The following is a 16156-nucleotide window of genomic DNA, read 5'->3' as shown; positions in this document are numbered from 1 at the left end:
TGCATTCATGAATAATAAAGGTGGATTAGAAATGGATTTGAAGTTGAATTATACCGAACTTATAAAGAAGTTAATCGTTGTAATCGTCGCAGGTTTGTTAAACGCGATTGGAATGAATTTATTTTTAACGCCAGCGAAAGTGTACGCGAGTGGCTTTGCTGGATTGTCTCAATTGTTATCGCAAATATTAGGTGACTTTTTATCTATTCACATATCAACGGGGGTATTGTTTAGTTTGTTTAATATTCCTGTCGTTATTTTAGCATGGAAAAAGGTTGGAAAGGCCTTTACTTTCTTTAGTTTTCTTTGCGTTATATTTATGACTTTATTTTTAGAAATTATCCCAGTTAGAGCGGTTTCAAACGACATCATATTGAATGCGATTTTTGGCGGGATTATTTCAGCAATCGGGGTAGGTATGGCGTTGAAGTGGGGGGCTTCTACAGGTGGTTTAGATATTATCGCCATGATTTTATCTAAAATAAAAGACAAGCCTGTCGGTACATATTTTTTCTTCTTTAATGCACTAATTATTATCGCTGCTGGCTATGTGTATGGCTGGGAAAAAGCATTATATACTTTGGTGACTTTGTATGTCTCAACGCGAATTATCGATGCGATTCATACGCGGCATGTGAAGATTACAGCATTAATCGTTACGAAGAATGGGACGGATGTACGAAAGGCGATTCATTCACGCTTAGTGAGGGGGATTACAACTATCCCAGCAACAGGTGCTTATACAAATGAAAATAAGGAAATGTTAATGATCGTTATTACTCGTTATGAACTGTATGAATTAGAGAGGGTTATTAAACAAGTGGACCCAGGTGCATTTACAAATGTACTGCAAACGGTCGGGGTGTTTGGATTATTTAGAAAAGATTAAAGAGGACCAAAGCTGGTCCTCTTTTTTAATGCAAATTCGTAATGTTTTGCAACTGCTCCTGCATTTCACGTAGCTGAACTTTTTCAGCTGTTGAAGAGTTTGCATAAGCAGAGTGCAAAGCGTTTTTTGCTCTATATACGAGATCTTGTTGCTCAGCACCGCTTGAACAAGTTACGGCATTTGCAACAGCATCTCTAGCTTGTTGGAATAGTAAGTTCCCCATTTAAACCCCTCCAAAAGAAGAGTTACTTCTCGCTTTTTCTGCCTCAGCTAATGTACCTCTGTACGGGAATCTTGCATCATGCTTCATTACAGCATCGGCTCCTTGTTGGATAAAACGTTTTGATTTGTTCTTTTTACCCATTCGAAAAACCCCCTTTATTTAGCTGAAAACAATCGACGCGCTGACTTTTGCGTCTAATAATAGTATGAGCGTTTAGCGAGAAACTATAAGCAGGGAATTTTTAGATTACAACCCAAGAACCTCTTCTAAATATAGTGCAATACCATCTTCTTCATTCGTTAACGTTGTATGGTTTGCGAGTGATTTTAATTCAGGGATAGCATTCCCCATTGCGATGCCGTGACCAGCGAATTCAATCATTTCAAAGTCGTTATCTTCATCACCGAAAGCGATAATGCGCTCTTGTGGAATGTTGTAATGACTAGAAATTTTTTGTAATCCGACAGCTTTATTTAACCCGCTTTTTACAATTTCAATAATTGGCCAAGGTGCGCCCCATTTTCTATGGTCGATTACTTCAGCATGCATATCAGTTAAATGTTGACGAATTGCGCTAGAATGCTCATCATGTGCGTCAATTAATAAGCAAGTTGGATGATCGTTTAAAGTATTTAATAAGTCTCCTGTAAAAATCTTCGGAGAACCGAATTCGAAAATATGTTTTTTATCTTCATCAATTTCACGAACATACACATCGTCCATTACTTCAGCGTATATATTTTTTACACCAAAATCAAAGCAAGCTCGGACAATTTCTTGGGCTGTTGCTAGCTCAAGAGGAGAGTGATGTGTTCCCCATTTTGAATCAAGAGGATGATGTACGTAAGCGCCGTTAAAGTTTACGATTGGTGTATTCAGACCAAGTTCTTTATAGTAATCAAAACTAGCACGGAATGGACGCCCTGTTGAAATAACGACAATATGTCCTTGTTCCTTTGCTTTTGCAATTGTATGTTTCGTTCGAGTGGAAATTATTTTGTTGTCTGTTAATAAAGTACCGTCTAAGTCTAATGCGATTAAATGTTGTTTATTCATAATTTCACCTCTTATAATAATTTTTTTGTTTCTATCTGTATTTCCGTTTTTAATATGCAGAAATAAGAGGTTGAGCTGGGTGAGACCACCAAAGATGGAAACTTCACTATATATCCATCTTACGTCGCAAAGCGCTACGGTGTCTACTATTTCTCGTTGGAAATTAAGAAAAGTCAACGTCTTTTTAGAAAGTTCAAATAATGTTTCTTTCATTATGTACAAATTGTGAAAAGGGTTACATTGCTCATGTGAGGGAGCTTATAATGAACATGTAATCTTCTCGTATATGTTTGACTCTCCTTTGAAACTGGCCTATAGTAGGTTGGTTTCTTTTTTTTCTACAAATAGGAAAGAAATCCCTTCCTAAGCTTGTGTCATTCATGTATATGTACAAGAACGAAATGTAGTACTTGTTTCCTAAACATGACAGAAAAGCTTTCTTTGAAAATGGATATACTAATGAGGCAAAGACGTCATGGAAGGAGAATGGAAATGGGACAAAATCGCAGGTTTCGTTCTGGACAAAAAGCGCCAAATGATGGCATTTATGTAGAAATTGGTGAAACAGGAAGTATGGTAAAAGATCCGCAAATGGTGAAATTAACTGCCGGTGAAAAGTTTCCAGATAACACAAATCATAACCGTCAGTGGACATATAAAAGAAAACCGTAACAGAAGCCGCAATCATTATTGCGGCTTTTTTGTTATGGGGCATTGTAATTTCATTTACCGTGACTTTTTAACCTGTATAATGAATGCACTCTTTTTCTTTTTCCAATAATAAGTTTGAAAATACATAAGCAAAATTATTGTATAAAAAAGTCAGTTGGCGTATAATCAAATCAAAGGTCAAAGAAAGTCAAACATTTGGAGGGCTGTAAAGATGGACTTAAATCAAATGACAACAAAAACACAAGAGGCGATTATGAGTGCCCAATCTTTAGCGGTGTCTCATCATCATCAAGAAGTAGATACTGTTCATCTCTTGTTTACATTATTAGAAGAGCAAGATGGATTAGCAGTACGTATTTTTCAAAAAATGAATGTCGATATAGAAGCGTTAAAGCAAGGCGCCGAAAGTTTAATTAAGAAAAAGCCTTCTGTAACAGGAAGCGGTGCAGAAGCAGGTAAATTATATATAACAGGTGCTCTGCAACAACTGCTTGTAAGAGCAGGAAAAGAAGCAGAGAAATTGCAAGATGACTACATTTCAGTTGAACATGTACTGCTTGCTTTTTCTGAAGAAAAAGGCGATATAAATCAATTACTTACAAAATTTCATATTACGAAAGATAACTTATTACAGTCTTTAATGACAGTTCGGGGGAATCAAAGAGTGACTAGTCAAAATCCAGAAGCAACTTATGAAGCGTTAGAGAAATATGGTCGTGATTTAGTGGCGGAAGTAAGAGCGGGGAAAATTGACCCTGTTATCGGCCGCGATAGTGAAATTCGCCGTGTTATTCGCATTCTTTCACGTAAAACGAAAAACAACCCGGTTTTAATTGGTGAGCCAGGTGTTGGTAAAACAGCAATCGTTGAAGGATTAGCACAGCGTATTGTGAAAAAGGATGTACCAGAAGGGTTAAAAGATAGAACAATCTTTGCATTAGATATGAGTGCGCTCGTAGCTGGAGCGAAATTCCGTGGTGAGTTTGAAGAGCGCCTACAAGCTGTATTAAATGAAATTAAAAAGAGTGAAGGCCGCATTTTATTATTCATTGATGAACTTCATACAATTGTCGGCGCTGGTAAAACAGAAGGTGCGATGGATGCAGGAAATATGTTAAAACCGATGCTTGCGCGTGGTGAATTGCATTGTATCGGGGCGACAACGTTAGATGAATATCGTAAATATATTGAGAAAGACCCAGCGCTAGAAAGACGTTTCCAACAAGTATTAGCAGAAGAACCAACTGTTGAAGATACAATTTCCATTTTACGTGGTTTAAAAGAGCGTTTTGAAATTTATCACGGTGTAAATATTCATGACCGTGCGATTGTAGCGGCATCTGTTTTATCAGATCGATATATTTCGGATCGTTTTTTACCAGATAAGGCAATTGATCTTGTTGACGAAGCGTGTGCAACGATTCGAACAGAGATTGATTCTATGCCAACAGAATTAGATGAAGTAACGCGCCGCATTATGCAGCTGGAAATTGAAGAAGCAGCTCTTGGAAAAGAGAAGGACTTTGGTAGCCAAGAACGTCTAAAAACGTTGCAACGTGAATTATCGGATTTAAAAGAAGTTGCAAGTGGTATGAGAGCGAAATGGGAGAAAGAAAAAGAAGATATTCACAAAGTTCGTGACTTACGTGAACATTTAGAGCGTCTGCGCCGTGAATTAGAAGAAGCAGAAGGTAATTACGATTTAAATAAAGCAGCGGAACTTCGCCATGGGAAAATTCCTGCAATTGAAAAAGAGTTAAAAGAAGCAGAAGAAATGGGCGCACATAATAAACAAGAAAATCGTTTATTACGTGAGGAAGTAAGTGAAGAAGAGATTGCTGATATTGTTTCACGCTGGACTGGTATTCCTGTCGCAAAACTCGTTGAAGGTGAACGCGAGAAATTACTACGCTTAGAGCAAATTTTATCAGAGCGTGTCATCGGACAAGAGGAAGCGGTAAGTTTAGTATCAGACGCAGTTCTTCGTGCACGCGCTGGTATTAAAGACCCGAACCGTCCAATTGGTTCCTTCATCTTCTTAGGACCGACAGGTGTTGGTAAAACAGAACTTGCAAAAACGTTAGCACAGTCTTTATTCGATAGTGAAGAGCAAATGATTCGTATCGATATGTCTGAGTATATGGAGAAACACGCTGTGTCACGCTTAATTGGTGCGCCTCCTGGATATGTTGGATATGAAGAAGGCGGTCAATTAACAGAAGCGGTAAGACGTAAACCGTATTCAGTTATTTTGTTAGACGAAATCGAAAAAGCACATCCAGAAGTATTCAACATTTTATTACAAATGTTAGATGACGGGCGCATTACAGATTCGCAAGGGCGTACAGTAGACTTTAAAAATACAGTTATTATTATGACTTCAAATATTGGATCTGCTCATTTGTTAGATGGATTAGAAGAAGATGGCTCCATTAAAGAGGAATCAAGAGAACTTGTCATGGGGCAATTAAGAGGACATTTCCGACCAGAGTTTTTAAATCGTGTCGACGAAATTATTTTATTCAAACCTCTTACAACGAATGAAATTAAAGGTATTGTTGATAAAATTGTAAAAGAATTGCAAGGCCGTTTAGCTGACCGTCATATTACAGTTGAATTAACAGACGCAGCGAAAGAATTTGTTGTAGAAGCTGGCTTTGATCCGATGTACGGAGCTCGTCCATTAAAACGATATGTACAGCGTCAAGTTGAGACAAAATTAGCGAGAGAATTAATTGCAGGAACGATTACTGATAACAGTCACGTAGTTGTTGATGTAGAAAATAACGAATTAGTCGTTCATGTAAAGTAAAATAAAAAAGAGTTCGGATAAAATCCGGACTCTTTTTTTAGTGTTGTTCTACTGGCTCGTTTGGAATTGCAGCTGAAATTGCTAGTACTAATACCGCAAGAACAACTGAGAAAATAGACGCTTGGTTAAAATCGTATGTACCGCCAGTCATAGAGCCGATTACGTAGCTCATCATATGTACAAGCGCGAACGACCAAATTAATGCCCAAATGAAACGCATATTTTACACCTCTATTCGTTCAATCTGTCCTTATTGTAACACAATTGAAAAAAGAATATAGAAAAATATTTGTAGATTTTTCAACGCAAATTTGCATTCCGTTCATACATTATAGAAGAGTACTTTTATACGTTTAGAAAATAAGGCGGGGGAAAAATGAGTATTACGGAACGTTTTTTTTACTTAGAAAAAGAACCATGTGTTATTTATTTACCGGAGAAGCCAAATGGATTTTCTGTAATGCTTCTTGGTGATTATAACTACTTTATTGAGAATGGTACAAGTTTATGGACACAGCATGCAGGTCGATCTTATTTTTTACATGGTCTTATTGAGGAAGGCTACACGGTCTTTTCTTCTAATTTATACGGAAGACATTGGGGAAACGACCAATCTGTTCGTCTAGCAAAACGCTTATATGACGTTGTTTTGAGAAAAGAGACATTAAATGCGAAAATGCACATTATGGCAGATGGTATGGGTGCACTTGTAGCACTTGAAATGATGAACAAATACCCTGAATGTATACGCTCAGTCATTATGTTAAATCCGTGTTTAGATTTACCAGAATATGTGGAGTTTGAGAAAGAGCATAAGTTTTTTTACAAAAGATTAGTGAAGGAATTAAGTTTAGCGTATGACTCCAAAGAAGAGGAATTAGAATCCAAAATAAATAAGAAATCATTTACGCTTCTTCCGTCTTGTGTACCTGTTAAAGTTTTCGTATCAACACAAGAAAAAAGAGGAAGAAAACAGTTGTTACGTAAATATGAGAAAATGAGGCAATTCAATCAATGCGATACTTCTGTCTTATTCCATCTGCAAGATGTGAAATATAAAATGGTTAGGCAAACGACTGATTTCTTTAAAAAATATGAAGAAGAATTGTGAAGCTCCCATATACATAAATGAGGAGCTATTTGTTTCAAGGAGAAAGGGTTGGTGGTATGGAGCGCGTGCTAATTATAGGTGCACTTACGTTTGTAGGTTATCACCTTGTGAATAAAATGATTGCAGAAGAAGTAGAAGTGTACGGTCTTGATTTTGATGAATTCGAGAATATGACAAAAATTAATGAAGAGAAGTTATTGTTAATTGGGCGAAATGCGTTATTTACGTATTATTCGATAAGAGATGAAGATGGATGGAGATCAGTAGAAGGAGAGAGGTTCGATACGGTTTACTTTTGCTTGTATGAGCCAAATCAACAAAGTGGCTTTCGGAATGAAAGGGTCATATTACAGTATTTAAAGCGAATTGTAAGATTGTGTGAAGAACATAAAGTGAAGTTAAATCTAATTTCTTCTATTGAAGTAGGAAACACAGATGAGTCCGAAAATAAACGTCTATTTTCGAAAGTGGAAGAAGGATTGAAAAAAGGAGAGTTACAATATAGTGTATTTCGAGTTCCTATATTATATGGGCCATGGCAACCATCTTTTATGATGTACCATCAGCTCATTTTATCAGAACTGGATGAGAAAGAGTGCCATTATGCGAGTGAGGAAAACGGAAGTGATTTACTGTACGTGGAAGATGTATGTGAATACTTATGGGAAAATGGAATGAACGAGGAGCATCTCGGTATATACAATTTACTTAGTGGTAAAAAATCATTATGGAAAAAAGGTATGAACCTTTTACGTGCAGAGGATAAAGTGAATAAAGAGAATGAGGAAGAAAGAGATGATACTGTCGAGGTTATTTCGATAAAAAGAAATACTCCGTTAGAATACGGTTTAAATAAACAATTGGCACATATGAAAAAATATAAAGAGTTATACGAAGGATAGCGAGCGTGTTACACTATGTATGTGAAATTTTTAATGGAGAGGAAGAACATAATATGAATGAGAAAAGTATGCAATTTTTACAAATCGCAATGAAGCATTTACCAGAAGCAAAGGCCATTTTAGATGATAATGGAATTGCGCTTGATATGGAGAAAGCACAACCAGTATTAGAGTTATTGATGAAAGTTATGAACGAAGCATATGAGCTTGGGAAAGCAGATAAAGAATAAAACCTTCTTTTTTAGATGGAAGAGGGGCTCGAACCGTGAATAGAAGCGGTTCGGGCCTTTTTATATTTCAAAAGAAACAGGAAAGGTATGTTTCTGTTTCTTTTAATAAACAATAAAGTGAATAATGCCTAGCTTTATGTTTTAGCTGAAATATATTCTAGACAAAAATACATTTATGTTTTAAAATTAGTACCAAGTCATAATAATTGATATAAAACGGAGGGCTGCGATGTGAACGTGGGCATTTTAGGGATCGGAAGATATGTGCCGGAAAAAGTAGTCACAAATCACGATTTAGAGAAAATAATGGATACATCCGATGAATGGATTCGTACGAGAACGGGAATTGCAGAAAGACGCATTGCCGATGATACAATAGATACTTCATATATGGCCGTAGAGGCTGCTAAAAAAGCACTTGAAGATGCAGGGATTAGCGGAGAAGATATCGATCTTATTTTAGTAGCGACAGTAACACCAGATCGTGCGTTTCCAGCAGTAGCTTGTGTCATTCAAGAAGCGATTGGAGCGAAACATGCAGCTGCAATGGATGTAGGTGCAGCATGTGCTGGTTTTATGTACGGAATGATTACAGCGCAGCAATTTATTCAAACGGGAACTTATAAAAATGTATTAGTAGTTGGTAGTGATAAACTATCTAAAATTGTAGACTGGAATGATCGTAATACAGCAGTACTATTTGGAGACGGAGCCGGTGCTATCGTAATGGGGGCTGTTTCAGAAGGAAGAGGCGTTCTATCTTTCGAATTAGGAGCAGACGGAAGTGGCGGTAAGCATCTATATCAAGACGAGTATGTTATGATGAATGGCAGAGAAGTCTTTAAATTTGCCGTTCGTCAACTTGGTGAATCTTGTCTTCGCGTGCTGGATAAGGCCGGTCTTACAAAAGAGGATGTGGATTTCTTAGTACCGCATCAAGCGAATATTCGTATTATGGAATCTGCAAGAGAGAGATTAAATTTACCACAAGAAAAAATGAGTATGACAATTGAAAAGTTTGGTAATACATCAGCTTCTTCAATTCCAATTGCAATGGTAGAGGAATTGCAAAATGGACGTATTCAAGATGGTGATTTAATTATACTTGTTGGTTTCGGCGGCGGATTAACATGGGGAGCAGTTGCTCTTCGTTGGGGTAAATAAGGACTGAGAGAAAAAAAGGAGTGTATTTTGTATGGAAAAAAAGAGGGTCGTAATTACAGGACTAGGAGCTGTTACACCGATCGGTACAGATGTTGAAACAGCGTGGGAAAACATTAAAAAGGGTGTATCTGGAATCGGACGACTTACAAGAATTGATCCGGAACTATTTCCAGCAAAAGTAGCAGCAGAAATTAACGACTTTGAAGTCGAGAAATATATTGATAAAAAAGAAGCGCGCCGTATGGATCGCTTTACACAATATGCAGTAGCAGCAGCGAAAATGGCAGTTGCAGATGCAAAGCTTGAAATTACAGAAGAAAACGGACCTCGAATTGGTGTATGGATTGGTTCTGGTATTGGCGGTATGGAAACATACGAAGAACAATTTAAGATTTTTACTGAGAAAGGCCCGCGCCGCGTGAGCCCATTCTTCGTACCGATGATGATTCCAGATATGGCAGCAGGTCAAGTATCAATCGCAACAGGAGCAAAAGGAATTAACACTTGTTCTGTAACGGCTTGTGCATCTGGTGCAAATTCAATTGGTGATGCATTTAAAGCAATTCAGCGCGGTGATGCTGATGCAATGATAACAGGCGGAGCAGAAGCACCGTTAACAAGTATGGCATTTGCAGGATTTAGTTCAGCGAAAGCATTAACATTTAATGAAGATCCAGCAACAGCTTGCCGTCCATTCGATAAAAATCGTAGCGGTTTCGTAATGGGTGAAGGTTCAGGTATTTTAATTCTTGAAGAATTAGAGCACGCATTAGCTCGTGGTGCTCACATTTATGCGGAAATCGCTGGTTACGGTGCAACTGGTGATGCGTTCCATATTACAATGCCGGCTCCTGGCGGTGAAGGCGGCGTGCGTGCAATGCGTCAAGCTTTAGCAGATGCAGGTCTACAGCCAGAAGATATTGATTACATTAATGCGCACGGTACAAGTACAGATGCGAATGAAAAGTATGAAACGATGGCAATTAAAGAAACGTTCGGTGAGCATGCGTATAAGGTGGCAATTAGCTCAACGAAATCAATGACAGGTCACTTATTGGGAGCAGCTGGTGCTGTTGAAGCGATCTTCTCAATTAAATCAATTACAGACGGAGTAATCCCTCCAACAATTAACTATGAAACACCAGATCCAGAATGTGACTTAGATTACGTGCCGAATAAAGCGAGACAACAAGAAGTAAATGCAGTATTAAGTAACTCACTAGGATTCGGTGGTCATAACGCAGTATTAGTATTTAAATCGTATAAATAATAGATGAAATAAGGAGTTTTTTCGTAGCATATTGCGAAAAAACTCCTTATTTATTTTTACGCCTTTTTCTCCTTTTGCATATATATAAGAAAAAGGAGGGATAAAGATGGGGATTGTTGAAACTGCTGAGTGGTTACATCTATATTATGGACGGCCAGAAAAGCTGTGTGAGAAGTTTACGAAGTATATCCCGCTGCCAAAAGAAAGATTGTATCGCTTTTTAATTTCTAAAGGTATGTATCGCCCGGTTATACGAGGAGAACAGGAAATTAAAGAGTTAGAGAAGAAGGGAATTTGGAAAGAATTACGTACGGAGTATGAGAAACTGAAAGATTGGTTGAAAGGTCCAGATGTCCCTGTCTTTATTTTATTATCAGATTCCTATAATCGAACTGTACAAGAAGAGTATAACGGAAGGGCTGGATTATCTATGCGTCACGTTATTTTCTTATTCGTATGCGGACGGAATTCGGTGGAAGAATTAAAAGTGTTATTGGCGCATGAATATCATCACATATGTAGGTTACATCAAATTGAGAAGAAAGAAACAGAATATACATTACTTGATACGATGATTATGGAAGGGCTAGCTGAGCAAGCAGTAACGGAAAGATATTCAGAAAAAAACAATGCACCGTGGACGACGTATCTTTCAAAAGAAGAGGCTATTTATTATTGGGAAAACGTTGTACATGAAAGAATAAGTATAAAACGAGGAACAAGGGAGCATGACATCTTATTAAATGGATTTCATTCTTATCCGAAGATGCTTGGCTATGCACTTGGATTTCATATTGTCAAAGATTGTGTAACTTCGGAAGGAGAAGATACGCTTTCTTTATTATCTATAGATGCAAAAGCGATATTGAATAAAGCAAATACATTTCATATATAAAAAACAGGATCTCTATTTCCTGTTTTTTTTAGTATTAATAGAAGAAAAAATATTAATTAGAATATATTTCCTTAGGTGGAATAAAGTTAAGAAAAATTGAACATAATGATTGATACAAACAGTAGTGAAGTGAGGGGTAGTGAATGTTATATCTACATGATGTATGGGTAAATTGGTTTGAAGGTGAAGAGAATGGGTATAACGTTTGTCATTTTTACGAATGGCGAAAAGATGATACGATTGAGCTATTAGATCAAGTGCCATTATTAAAAGTAGATTCCACATTATATCATTACATCGAAGACGAATTGTTAGAGCTTCCGCAAAAGTTGTTGGAAGACGTACATCATAAGGCTTATATTCGTAAAAATCATGAACGTTTGCAGCAAGAGTATTGCTTTGTTGTTACAGATGGAAAAGGAATTATTGCGATCGACACAATTGGTTACAATGTACCAATTCGAAAAAGTAGACTTATACCGCGCCAAGAGCAGATGGTATATGAGATGGTAGAAAGCGTACAAGCAGAAAAATATGAGTTCCAAGTAGAAGAAATGGAAAAAGAACATCATATTTTATCACCATCACCTTTCATTATGAATGGTTTAACTCGTAAAGAAAGACAACTTAAACAATTATTATTTATGGCGTTAGATCAATTACATACAACGAAAAACACAGCGGAAATTCGCTATTGGTTCACAGAGTGGGATCCATCAGCATACGGAATGGTTCAACATATGGAATTTGAAGATATTTGGTCTAGACTGTATGATGAAGCGAAAGCAGGCTGGTCTGAGAAGCACGAACAATTATGCGAGCGTCTCGTAAAAGGACAGCCATTCTTTGAAAAGTTATGGGAAATGGAAAACGAGCAGAAGGTAAATTAAAAAACCGCCAATTGGCGGTTTTTTAATTTGCTGTAACTTGGCTTCAGCGAGCATTCTAAGAAATCCAGCTCCAGCAGCGAGCTCTTCGTGTCTAAGAACCTTCCCCACGAGAAGGTAAAAAGCACCTTCTGTGGGAAAGAACCTTAGCCAGTCAGAGCTGAACGAGCTGCCTCCGCTTTATATAGCAATCCAGCTCCAGCGGCAAGAATGTTCGGTGGCTTCGCGCCTTCCTACGAGGCAAAAAGCGCCACTACGTCAGGAGCTCCATCCCCCTCACATTCTAAGCCAGCCGCTTCCGCTTTTTACATTACCTACGTTTTCTACTTAACCCCATTGCGTTTTCTACTTTGCGAAGTTGTTTGAATGCAACGCGGTTTGCTTTTTCTGCACCTTTGTCTAGAATTTCGTCTAGTTCTGGTGAGCTGATTAGTTCGTTATATTTGTCTTGGATTGGACGAATTGCATCTACGACTACTTGTGCTAGGTCGCCTTTGAAGTCTCCGTATCCTTTTCCTTCGTACATTGCTTCGATTTCTTCTACTGTTTTTCCAGAGAATGAAGAGTAGATTGTTAATAAGTTAGAGATTCCAGGTTTGTTTTCTTTATCAAATTTCACAATACCTTCAGAGTCTGTTACAGCACTCTTAATTTTCTTTTCAATTGTTTTCGGTTCATCAAGCATACTGATCATTGATTTTGGATTCGGATCAGATTTACTCATTTTCTTCGTAGGTTCTGTTAATGACATAACGCGAGCTCCTACTTTTGGAATGCGAATTTCAGGAACAGTGAACACTTCACGGAAGCGTTTGTTGAAACGCTCTGCTAGGTCACGTGTTAATTCCATATGTTGTTTTTGATCATCACCAACAGGTACGATTTCAGTGTTGTAAAGTAAAATATCAGCAGCCATTAATGGTGGATACGTTAGTAATCCAGCTGGAACTGAATCTCTACCAGAAGATTTATCTTTATATTGCGTCATACGCTCTAATTCTCCAACGTAAGCAACTGATTGCATAATCCATCCTAGTTGAGCGTGTGCTGGTACTTCTGACTGTACAAATAAAGTAGCTTTTTCAGGATCGATGCCGCATGCTACATAAAGCGCAGCAAGACTGCGAATGTTTTTACGAAGTTGTACGGGATCTTGAGGTACTGTAATCGCATGTTGGTTTACAATACAGAAATAACAGTCGTGTTCATTTTGAAGCTCTGCAAATTGCTTCATAGCTCCTAGATAGTTTCCAAGTGTAATCGTTCCACTCGGCTGAATACCAGAAAAGATAACTGACATAAGTAATTCCTCCTAAATTTGAATGCGTGATAGGGAAGAGAAGGCAAACAAAAAAGCCCATTCATCCCAAAAAACTATAGGGACGAATGGACCGCGGTACCACCCTAATTATTTCACTACTGTGAAATCTCTCTAATCCATAATAACGTTTGGATATAACGCCAAAGCCTACTACTTTCGGTTCGGTTTGGTGCTCAAAAGCCCATTCCATACTGTACAATTACTTGTTCACACCAGCCACAAGCTCTCTGAAATTGCCTCAATATGTACTCTTCTTTATCATCGCATACATATAAAATTATTTATTGTTACCTGAGCTCTTTTAATATGAAAGAACTAAAGTTTTATAACAAAATGTTTTGCTGATTATTATATCATATGGGATAGTGTTTGCAAACTACATCAAAATAGTAAAGCTAATGAGGGTCGAGAACAACCCAAGAACGATACCTGTAATACAAATTGGATACGTCCATTTGTATGAATATGTTTTATAAATACGTTCTTTCTTATCGACAGGTTCCTCTACTTCTTCAATTAAAGACTCAATTTTTTTGTTTGTACCAAATACTCTTTGGAAGGCGTAAATTGTTACATTGAAAAATCCATTTTGAAATATGAATAAAAAACCGCCAACAAGAATAAAAAATAGTGCGACATAAAACGATATATTGACAAAATTCAACAAAAATTGCGATGAAACGAGGAATGCGCCAATACTAGAAGCGATTATCGCTATGAAAATTAGTATACAAGTATGAAAAAAAACTTTATTCAAAATGTTCCCCTCCGTCAAAATATTACTAGAATTATTATACTATAAAAGCTATAATATGTACTAGAATTAATTTTTTGAAAATTATACGCAATTAAAGGTCTGATTTCAAGATGATGGTAGCAATGTTAACGTATCCCTTTACAAAAAAATAAAAAAATAAACATTTTATTAAAAATTTTAACAAAAAAACAAAAAACTATATTCACAATTGTTATATTATATGTATAATGAAAATTGTAGAAACTTGGAGATTATTCTTTCAATTCTACATTTTTACAAGTGAGGGTACAGGAAGTGCAATTAGGGGAGGCAACACAACATGAAGAAAAAGATACCGTTATTACTTGCATCGACGTTGACTGTCAGTATGTTAGGAGCTTGTAGTTACCAAAAAGAGGATAATAAAGCAGGCGCAAAAGAAAAATCCTCAAACAAGCAAGTGTTAAATCTAACCGAGACAGCTGAAATCCCAACTATGGATACGACGTTATCAACAGATGCAACATCTTCTAACATCATGAATAACACAATGGAAGGATTATATCGTCTGGGCAAAGACGATAAGCTTGTTCCAGGTGTCGCTAAATCTTATGAGAAATCAGAAGATGGCAAAAAGTATGTATTTAAGTTACGTGAAGATGCGAAATGGTCTAATGGTGAACCTGTAACAGCGAAAGACTTCGTTTATTCTTGGCGAAGAGCTGTAGATTCAAACACGGGTGCCAAGTTTGCTTACATACTATTTGATGTGAAAAATGCGGAGAAAGTTAACAAAAAAGAATTACCAGTTGAAGAACTTGGTGTAAAGGCAATTGATGATCATACACTTGAAGTGGAATTAGATAACCCTGTTCCTTATTTTGTAAGTTTAACAGTCTATCCAACATTGTATCCTTTGAATGAGAAGTTTGTAACAGAACAAGGAGCAAAATTTGGATTAGAATCCAATACGACACTTTATAATGGTCCATTCGTATTAAATGAATGGAAGCATGAACAAAGTTTCCAACTTAAGAAGAATCCAACGTATTGGGAAAATAAAGAAGTGAAACTTGAGGAAATAAACTTCAATATTGTTAAGGATCGTTCAACTGCTATAAATTTATATGAAACGAAAGCAATTGATCGTGTAGTCTTAACATCAGAGTTTGTAGATAAATACAAATCAGATGCTGACTTTAAAACGATTAAGAGACCATCTACACAATTTATTCGCTTAAATGAAAAGAATAAATTTTTAGCAAATAAAAATATCCGAAAAGCAATTGCAATGTCCTTTGAGCGTGAAAATATCGGCAAAGTTATCTTAAACGATGGTTCAGAGGGTATATATGGTTTTGTTCCGAAAGGCTTAGCAAAAGGTCCGAATGGAAAAGACTTCCGTGAAGAGAATGGAAAGCTTATAAAAGAGGATATGAAAGAAGCTCAAAAATATTGGGAAGCTGGTAAAAAAGAACTTGGTGTAGACAAAGTAGAGTTAGAGCTATTAAACTTTGATACTGATGATGCTAAAAAAATCGGAGAGTATTTAAAAGGTCAATTTGAAAAGAACTTACCAGGTTTAACAGTTTCCACAAAAATGCAGCCATTTGCACAAAAATTAAAACTTGAAGCAAGTGGAGATTATGCAATGTCATATGCGGGATGGAGTCCAGATTATATGGATCCAATGTCATTCCTTGAAATGTATACGACAGGTAATGCGCAAAACAAAGTAAATTATGCAAACCCAGCGTATGATGATTTAATTAAAAAAGCGAAAACAGAAGTTGATGTACAAGCTCGTTGGGATGCATTATTACAAGCGGAAAAACAACTGCTTGAAGATGCAGCGATTGCTCCAGTATATCAACCAGGAAAAGCTTATTTACAACGTGGCTCAATTACTGGCCTATTAGAACATAAATATGGCGGAGAATTTAGCTATAAGTGGGTTGAACTCAAAAACTAAAAATGGTTTCCATCAT

Annotated in this window: 17 protein-coding genes and 1 other annotated feature; of the genes, 11 read left to right on the top strand and 6 right to left on the bottom strand. The window is 36.9% G+C overall.

Annotated elements, in window-relative coordinates; genetic code table 11:
- The first annotated feature begins 31 nt into the window (after positions 1 to 31).
- Positions 32 to 889 carry a YitT family protein gene (locus tag MR113_RS04390; protein WP_061678719.1) on the top strand — a complete coding sequence of 286 codons (858 nt, stop codon included), beginning with the start codon at positions 32 to 34 and terminating at the stop codon, positions 887 to 889.
- 25 nt (positions 890 to 914) lie between these two features.
- Here the strand turns inward: MR113_RS04390 and MR113_RS04385 are convergent, their stop codons facing one another.
- The 3 genes from MR113_RS04385 to MR113_RS04375 all read right to left on the bottom strand — a co-directional run bounded on the left by MR113_RS04385 (position 915) and on the right by MR113_RS04375 (position 2168).
- Positions 915 to 1112 carry a DUF3813 domain-containing protein gene (locus tag MR113_RS04385; protein ID WP_000527404.1) on the bottom strand — a complete coding sequence of 66 codons (198 nt, stop codon included), beginning with the start codon at positions 1110 to 1112 and terminating at the stop codon, positions 915 to 917.
- On the bottom strand, positions 1113 to 1253 hold the full coding sequence (locus MR113_RS04380; RefSeq protein ID WP_000516816.1) for a hypothetical protein: 141 nt from the start codon (positions 1251 to 1253) through the stop codon (positions 1113 to 1115). It lies immediately after the preceding gene.
- 105 nt (positions 1254 to 1358) lie between these two features.
- Complete coding sequence (locus MR113_RS04375; protein WP_071721617.1) at positions 1359 to 2168, bottom strand: Cof-type HAD-IIB family hydrolase; 810 nt, start codon at positions 2166 to 2168, stop codon at positions 1359 to 1361.
- A 492-nt stretch (positions 2169 to 2660) separates the two neighbouring features.
- Here MR113_RS04375 and MR113_RS04370 point away from each other — a divergent pair, with 492 nt between their 5' ends.
- Positions 2661 to 2840, top strand: a complete 180-nt coding sequence (locus MR113_RS04370; RefSeq protein WP_000531421.1) for a YjzC family protein — start codon at positions 2661 to 2663, stop codon at positions 2838 to 2840.
- 211 nt (positions 2841 to 3051) lie between these two features.
- Positions 3052 to 5652 carry an ATP-dependent chaperone ClpB gene (clpB, locus tag MR113_RS04365; protein WP_242251473.1) on the top strand — a complete coding sequence of 867 codons (2601 nt, stop codon included), beginning with the start codon at positions 3052 to 3054 and terminating at the stop codon, positions 5650 to 5652.
- Positions 5653 to 5689: 37 nt separating this feature from the next.
- Here the strand turns inward: clpB and MR113_RS04360 are convergent, their stop codons facing one another.
- Entirely contained in the window at positions 5690 to 5872 is a 183-nt protein-coding gene (locus MR113_RS04360) for a YjzD family protein (RefSeq protein ID WP_001211112.1), read from the bottom strand.
- A 156-nt stretch (positions 5873 to 6028) separates the two neighbouring features.
- On the opposite strand from MR113_RS04360, the gene MR113_RS04355 reads away from it, so the two are divergent.
- The 7 genes from MR113_RS04355 (at position 6029) to MR113_RS04325 (ending at position 12114) form a co-directional block, all read left to right on the top strand.
- Positions 6029 to 6763 carry a lipase family protein gene (locus MR113_RS04355; protein WP_048545174.1) on the top strand — a complete coding sequence of 245 codons (735 nt, stop codon included), beginning with the start codon at positions 6029 to 6031 and terminating at the stop codon, positions 6761 to 6763.
- A gap of 29 nt (positions 6764 to 6792) precedes the next feature.
- Positions 6793 to 7665 carry an NAD-dependent epimerase/dehydratase family protein gene (locus MR113_RS04350; protein WP_242251463.1) on the top strand — a complete coding sequence of 291 codons (873 nt, stop codon included), beginning with the start codon at positions 6793 to 6795 and terminating at the stop codon, positions 7663 to 7665.
- A gap of 53 nt (positions 7666 to 7718) precedes the next feature.
- Complete coding sequence (locus tag MR113_RS04345) at positions 7719 to 7895, top strand: ComZ family protein (protein WP_001986215.1); 177 nt, start codon at positions 7719 to 7721, stop codon at positions 7893 to 7895.
- Between the two features lie 231 nt (positions 7896 to 8126).
- Complete coding sequence (gene fabH, locus MR113_RS04340) at positions 8127 to 9059, top strand: beta-ketoacyl-ACP synthase III (protein ID WP_071713724.1); 933 nt, start codon at positions 8127 to 8129, stop codon at positions 9057 to 9059.
- A 31-nt stretch (positions 9060 to 9090) separates the two neighbouring features.
- Positions 9091 to 10329, top strand: a complete 1239-nt coding sequence (gene fabF / locus MR113_RS04335; RefSeq protein WP_000412643.1) for a beta-ketoacyl-ACP synthase II — start codon at positions 9091 to 9093, stop codon at positions 10327 to 10329.
- Positions 10330 to 10435: 106 nt separating this feature from the next.
- A complete protein-coding gene (locus MR113_RS04330; RefSeq protein ID WP_242251461.1) occupies positions 10436 to 11224 on the top strand; it encodes a DUF2268 domain-containing putative Zn-dependent protease in 789 nt (262 codons plus the stop codon).
- Positions 11225 to 11367: 143 nt separating this feature from the next.
- The gene (locus MR113_RS04325; protein ID WP_088095535.1) at positions 11368 to 12114 is read left to right on the top strand and encodes a YjbA family protein; all 747 of its coding nucleotides are present in this window, start codon (positions 11368 to 11370) and stop codon (positions 12112 to 12114) included.
- 307 nt (positions 12115 to 12421) lie between these two features.
- On the opposite strand, the gene trpS is transcribed toward MR113_RS04325, so the two are convergent.
- Together trpS and MR113_RS04315 are read right to left on the bottom strand one after the other, a co-directional pair.
- Positions 12422 to 13411, bottom strand: a complete 990-nt coding sequence (gene trpS, locus MR113_RS04320; protein ID WP_242251459.1) for a tryptophan--tRNA ligase — start codon at positions 13409 to 13411, stop codon at positions 12422 to 12424.
- Positions 13412 to 13486: 75 nt separating this feature from the next.
- Positions 13487 to 13703: a binding site (T-box leader), on the bottom strand.
- Positions 13704 to 13808: 105 nt separating this feature from the next.
- Positions 13809 to 14189, bottom strand: a complete 381-nt coding sequence (locus MR113_RS04315; protein ID WP_242251457.1) for a DUF3899 domain-containing protein — start codon at positions 14187 to 14189, stop codon at positions 13809 to 13811.
- 319 nt (positions 14190 to 14508) lie between these two features.
- Between MR113_RS04315 and MR113_RS04310 the strand changes: the two genes are divergently transcribed.
- Positions 14509 to 16140 (top strand): peptide ABC transporter substrate-binding protein, encoded by a 1632-nt coding sequence (locus tag MR113_RS04310; protein ID WP_048559567.1) that lies wholly within the window; start codon positions 14509 to 14511, stop codon positions 16138 to 16140.
- Positions 16141 to 16156 lie beyond the last annotated feature (16 nt).

Origin of the sequence: Bacillus cereus group sp. BfR-BA-01379 (assembly GCF_022663605.1) — a bacterium.
Classification (GTDB): domain Bacteria; phylum Bacillota; class Bacilli; order Bacillales; family Bacillaceae_G; genus Bacillus_A; species Bacillus_A mobilis.
This window is presented reverse-complemented; position numbering and strand designations above follow the sequence as displayed.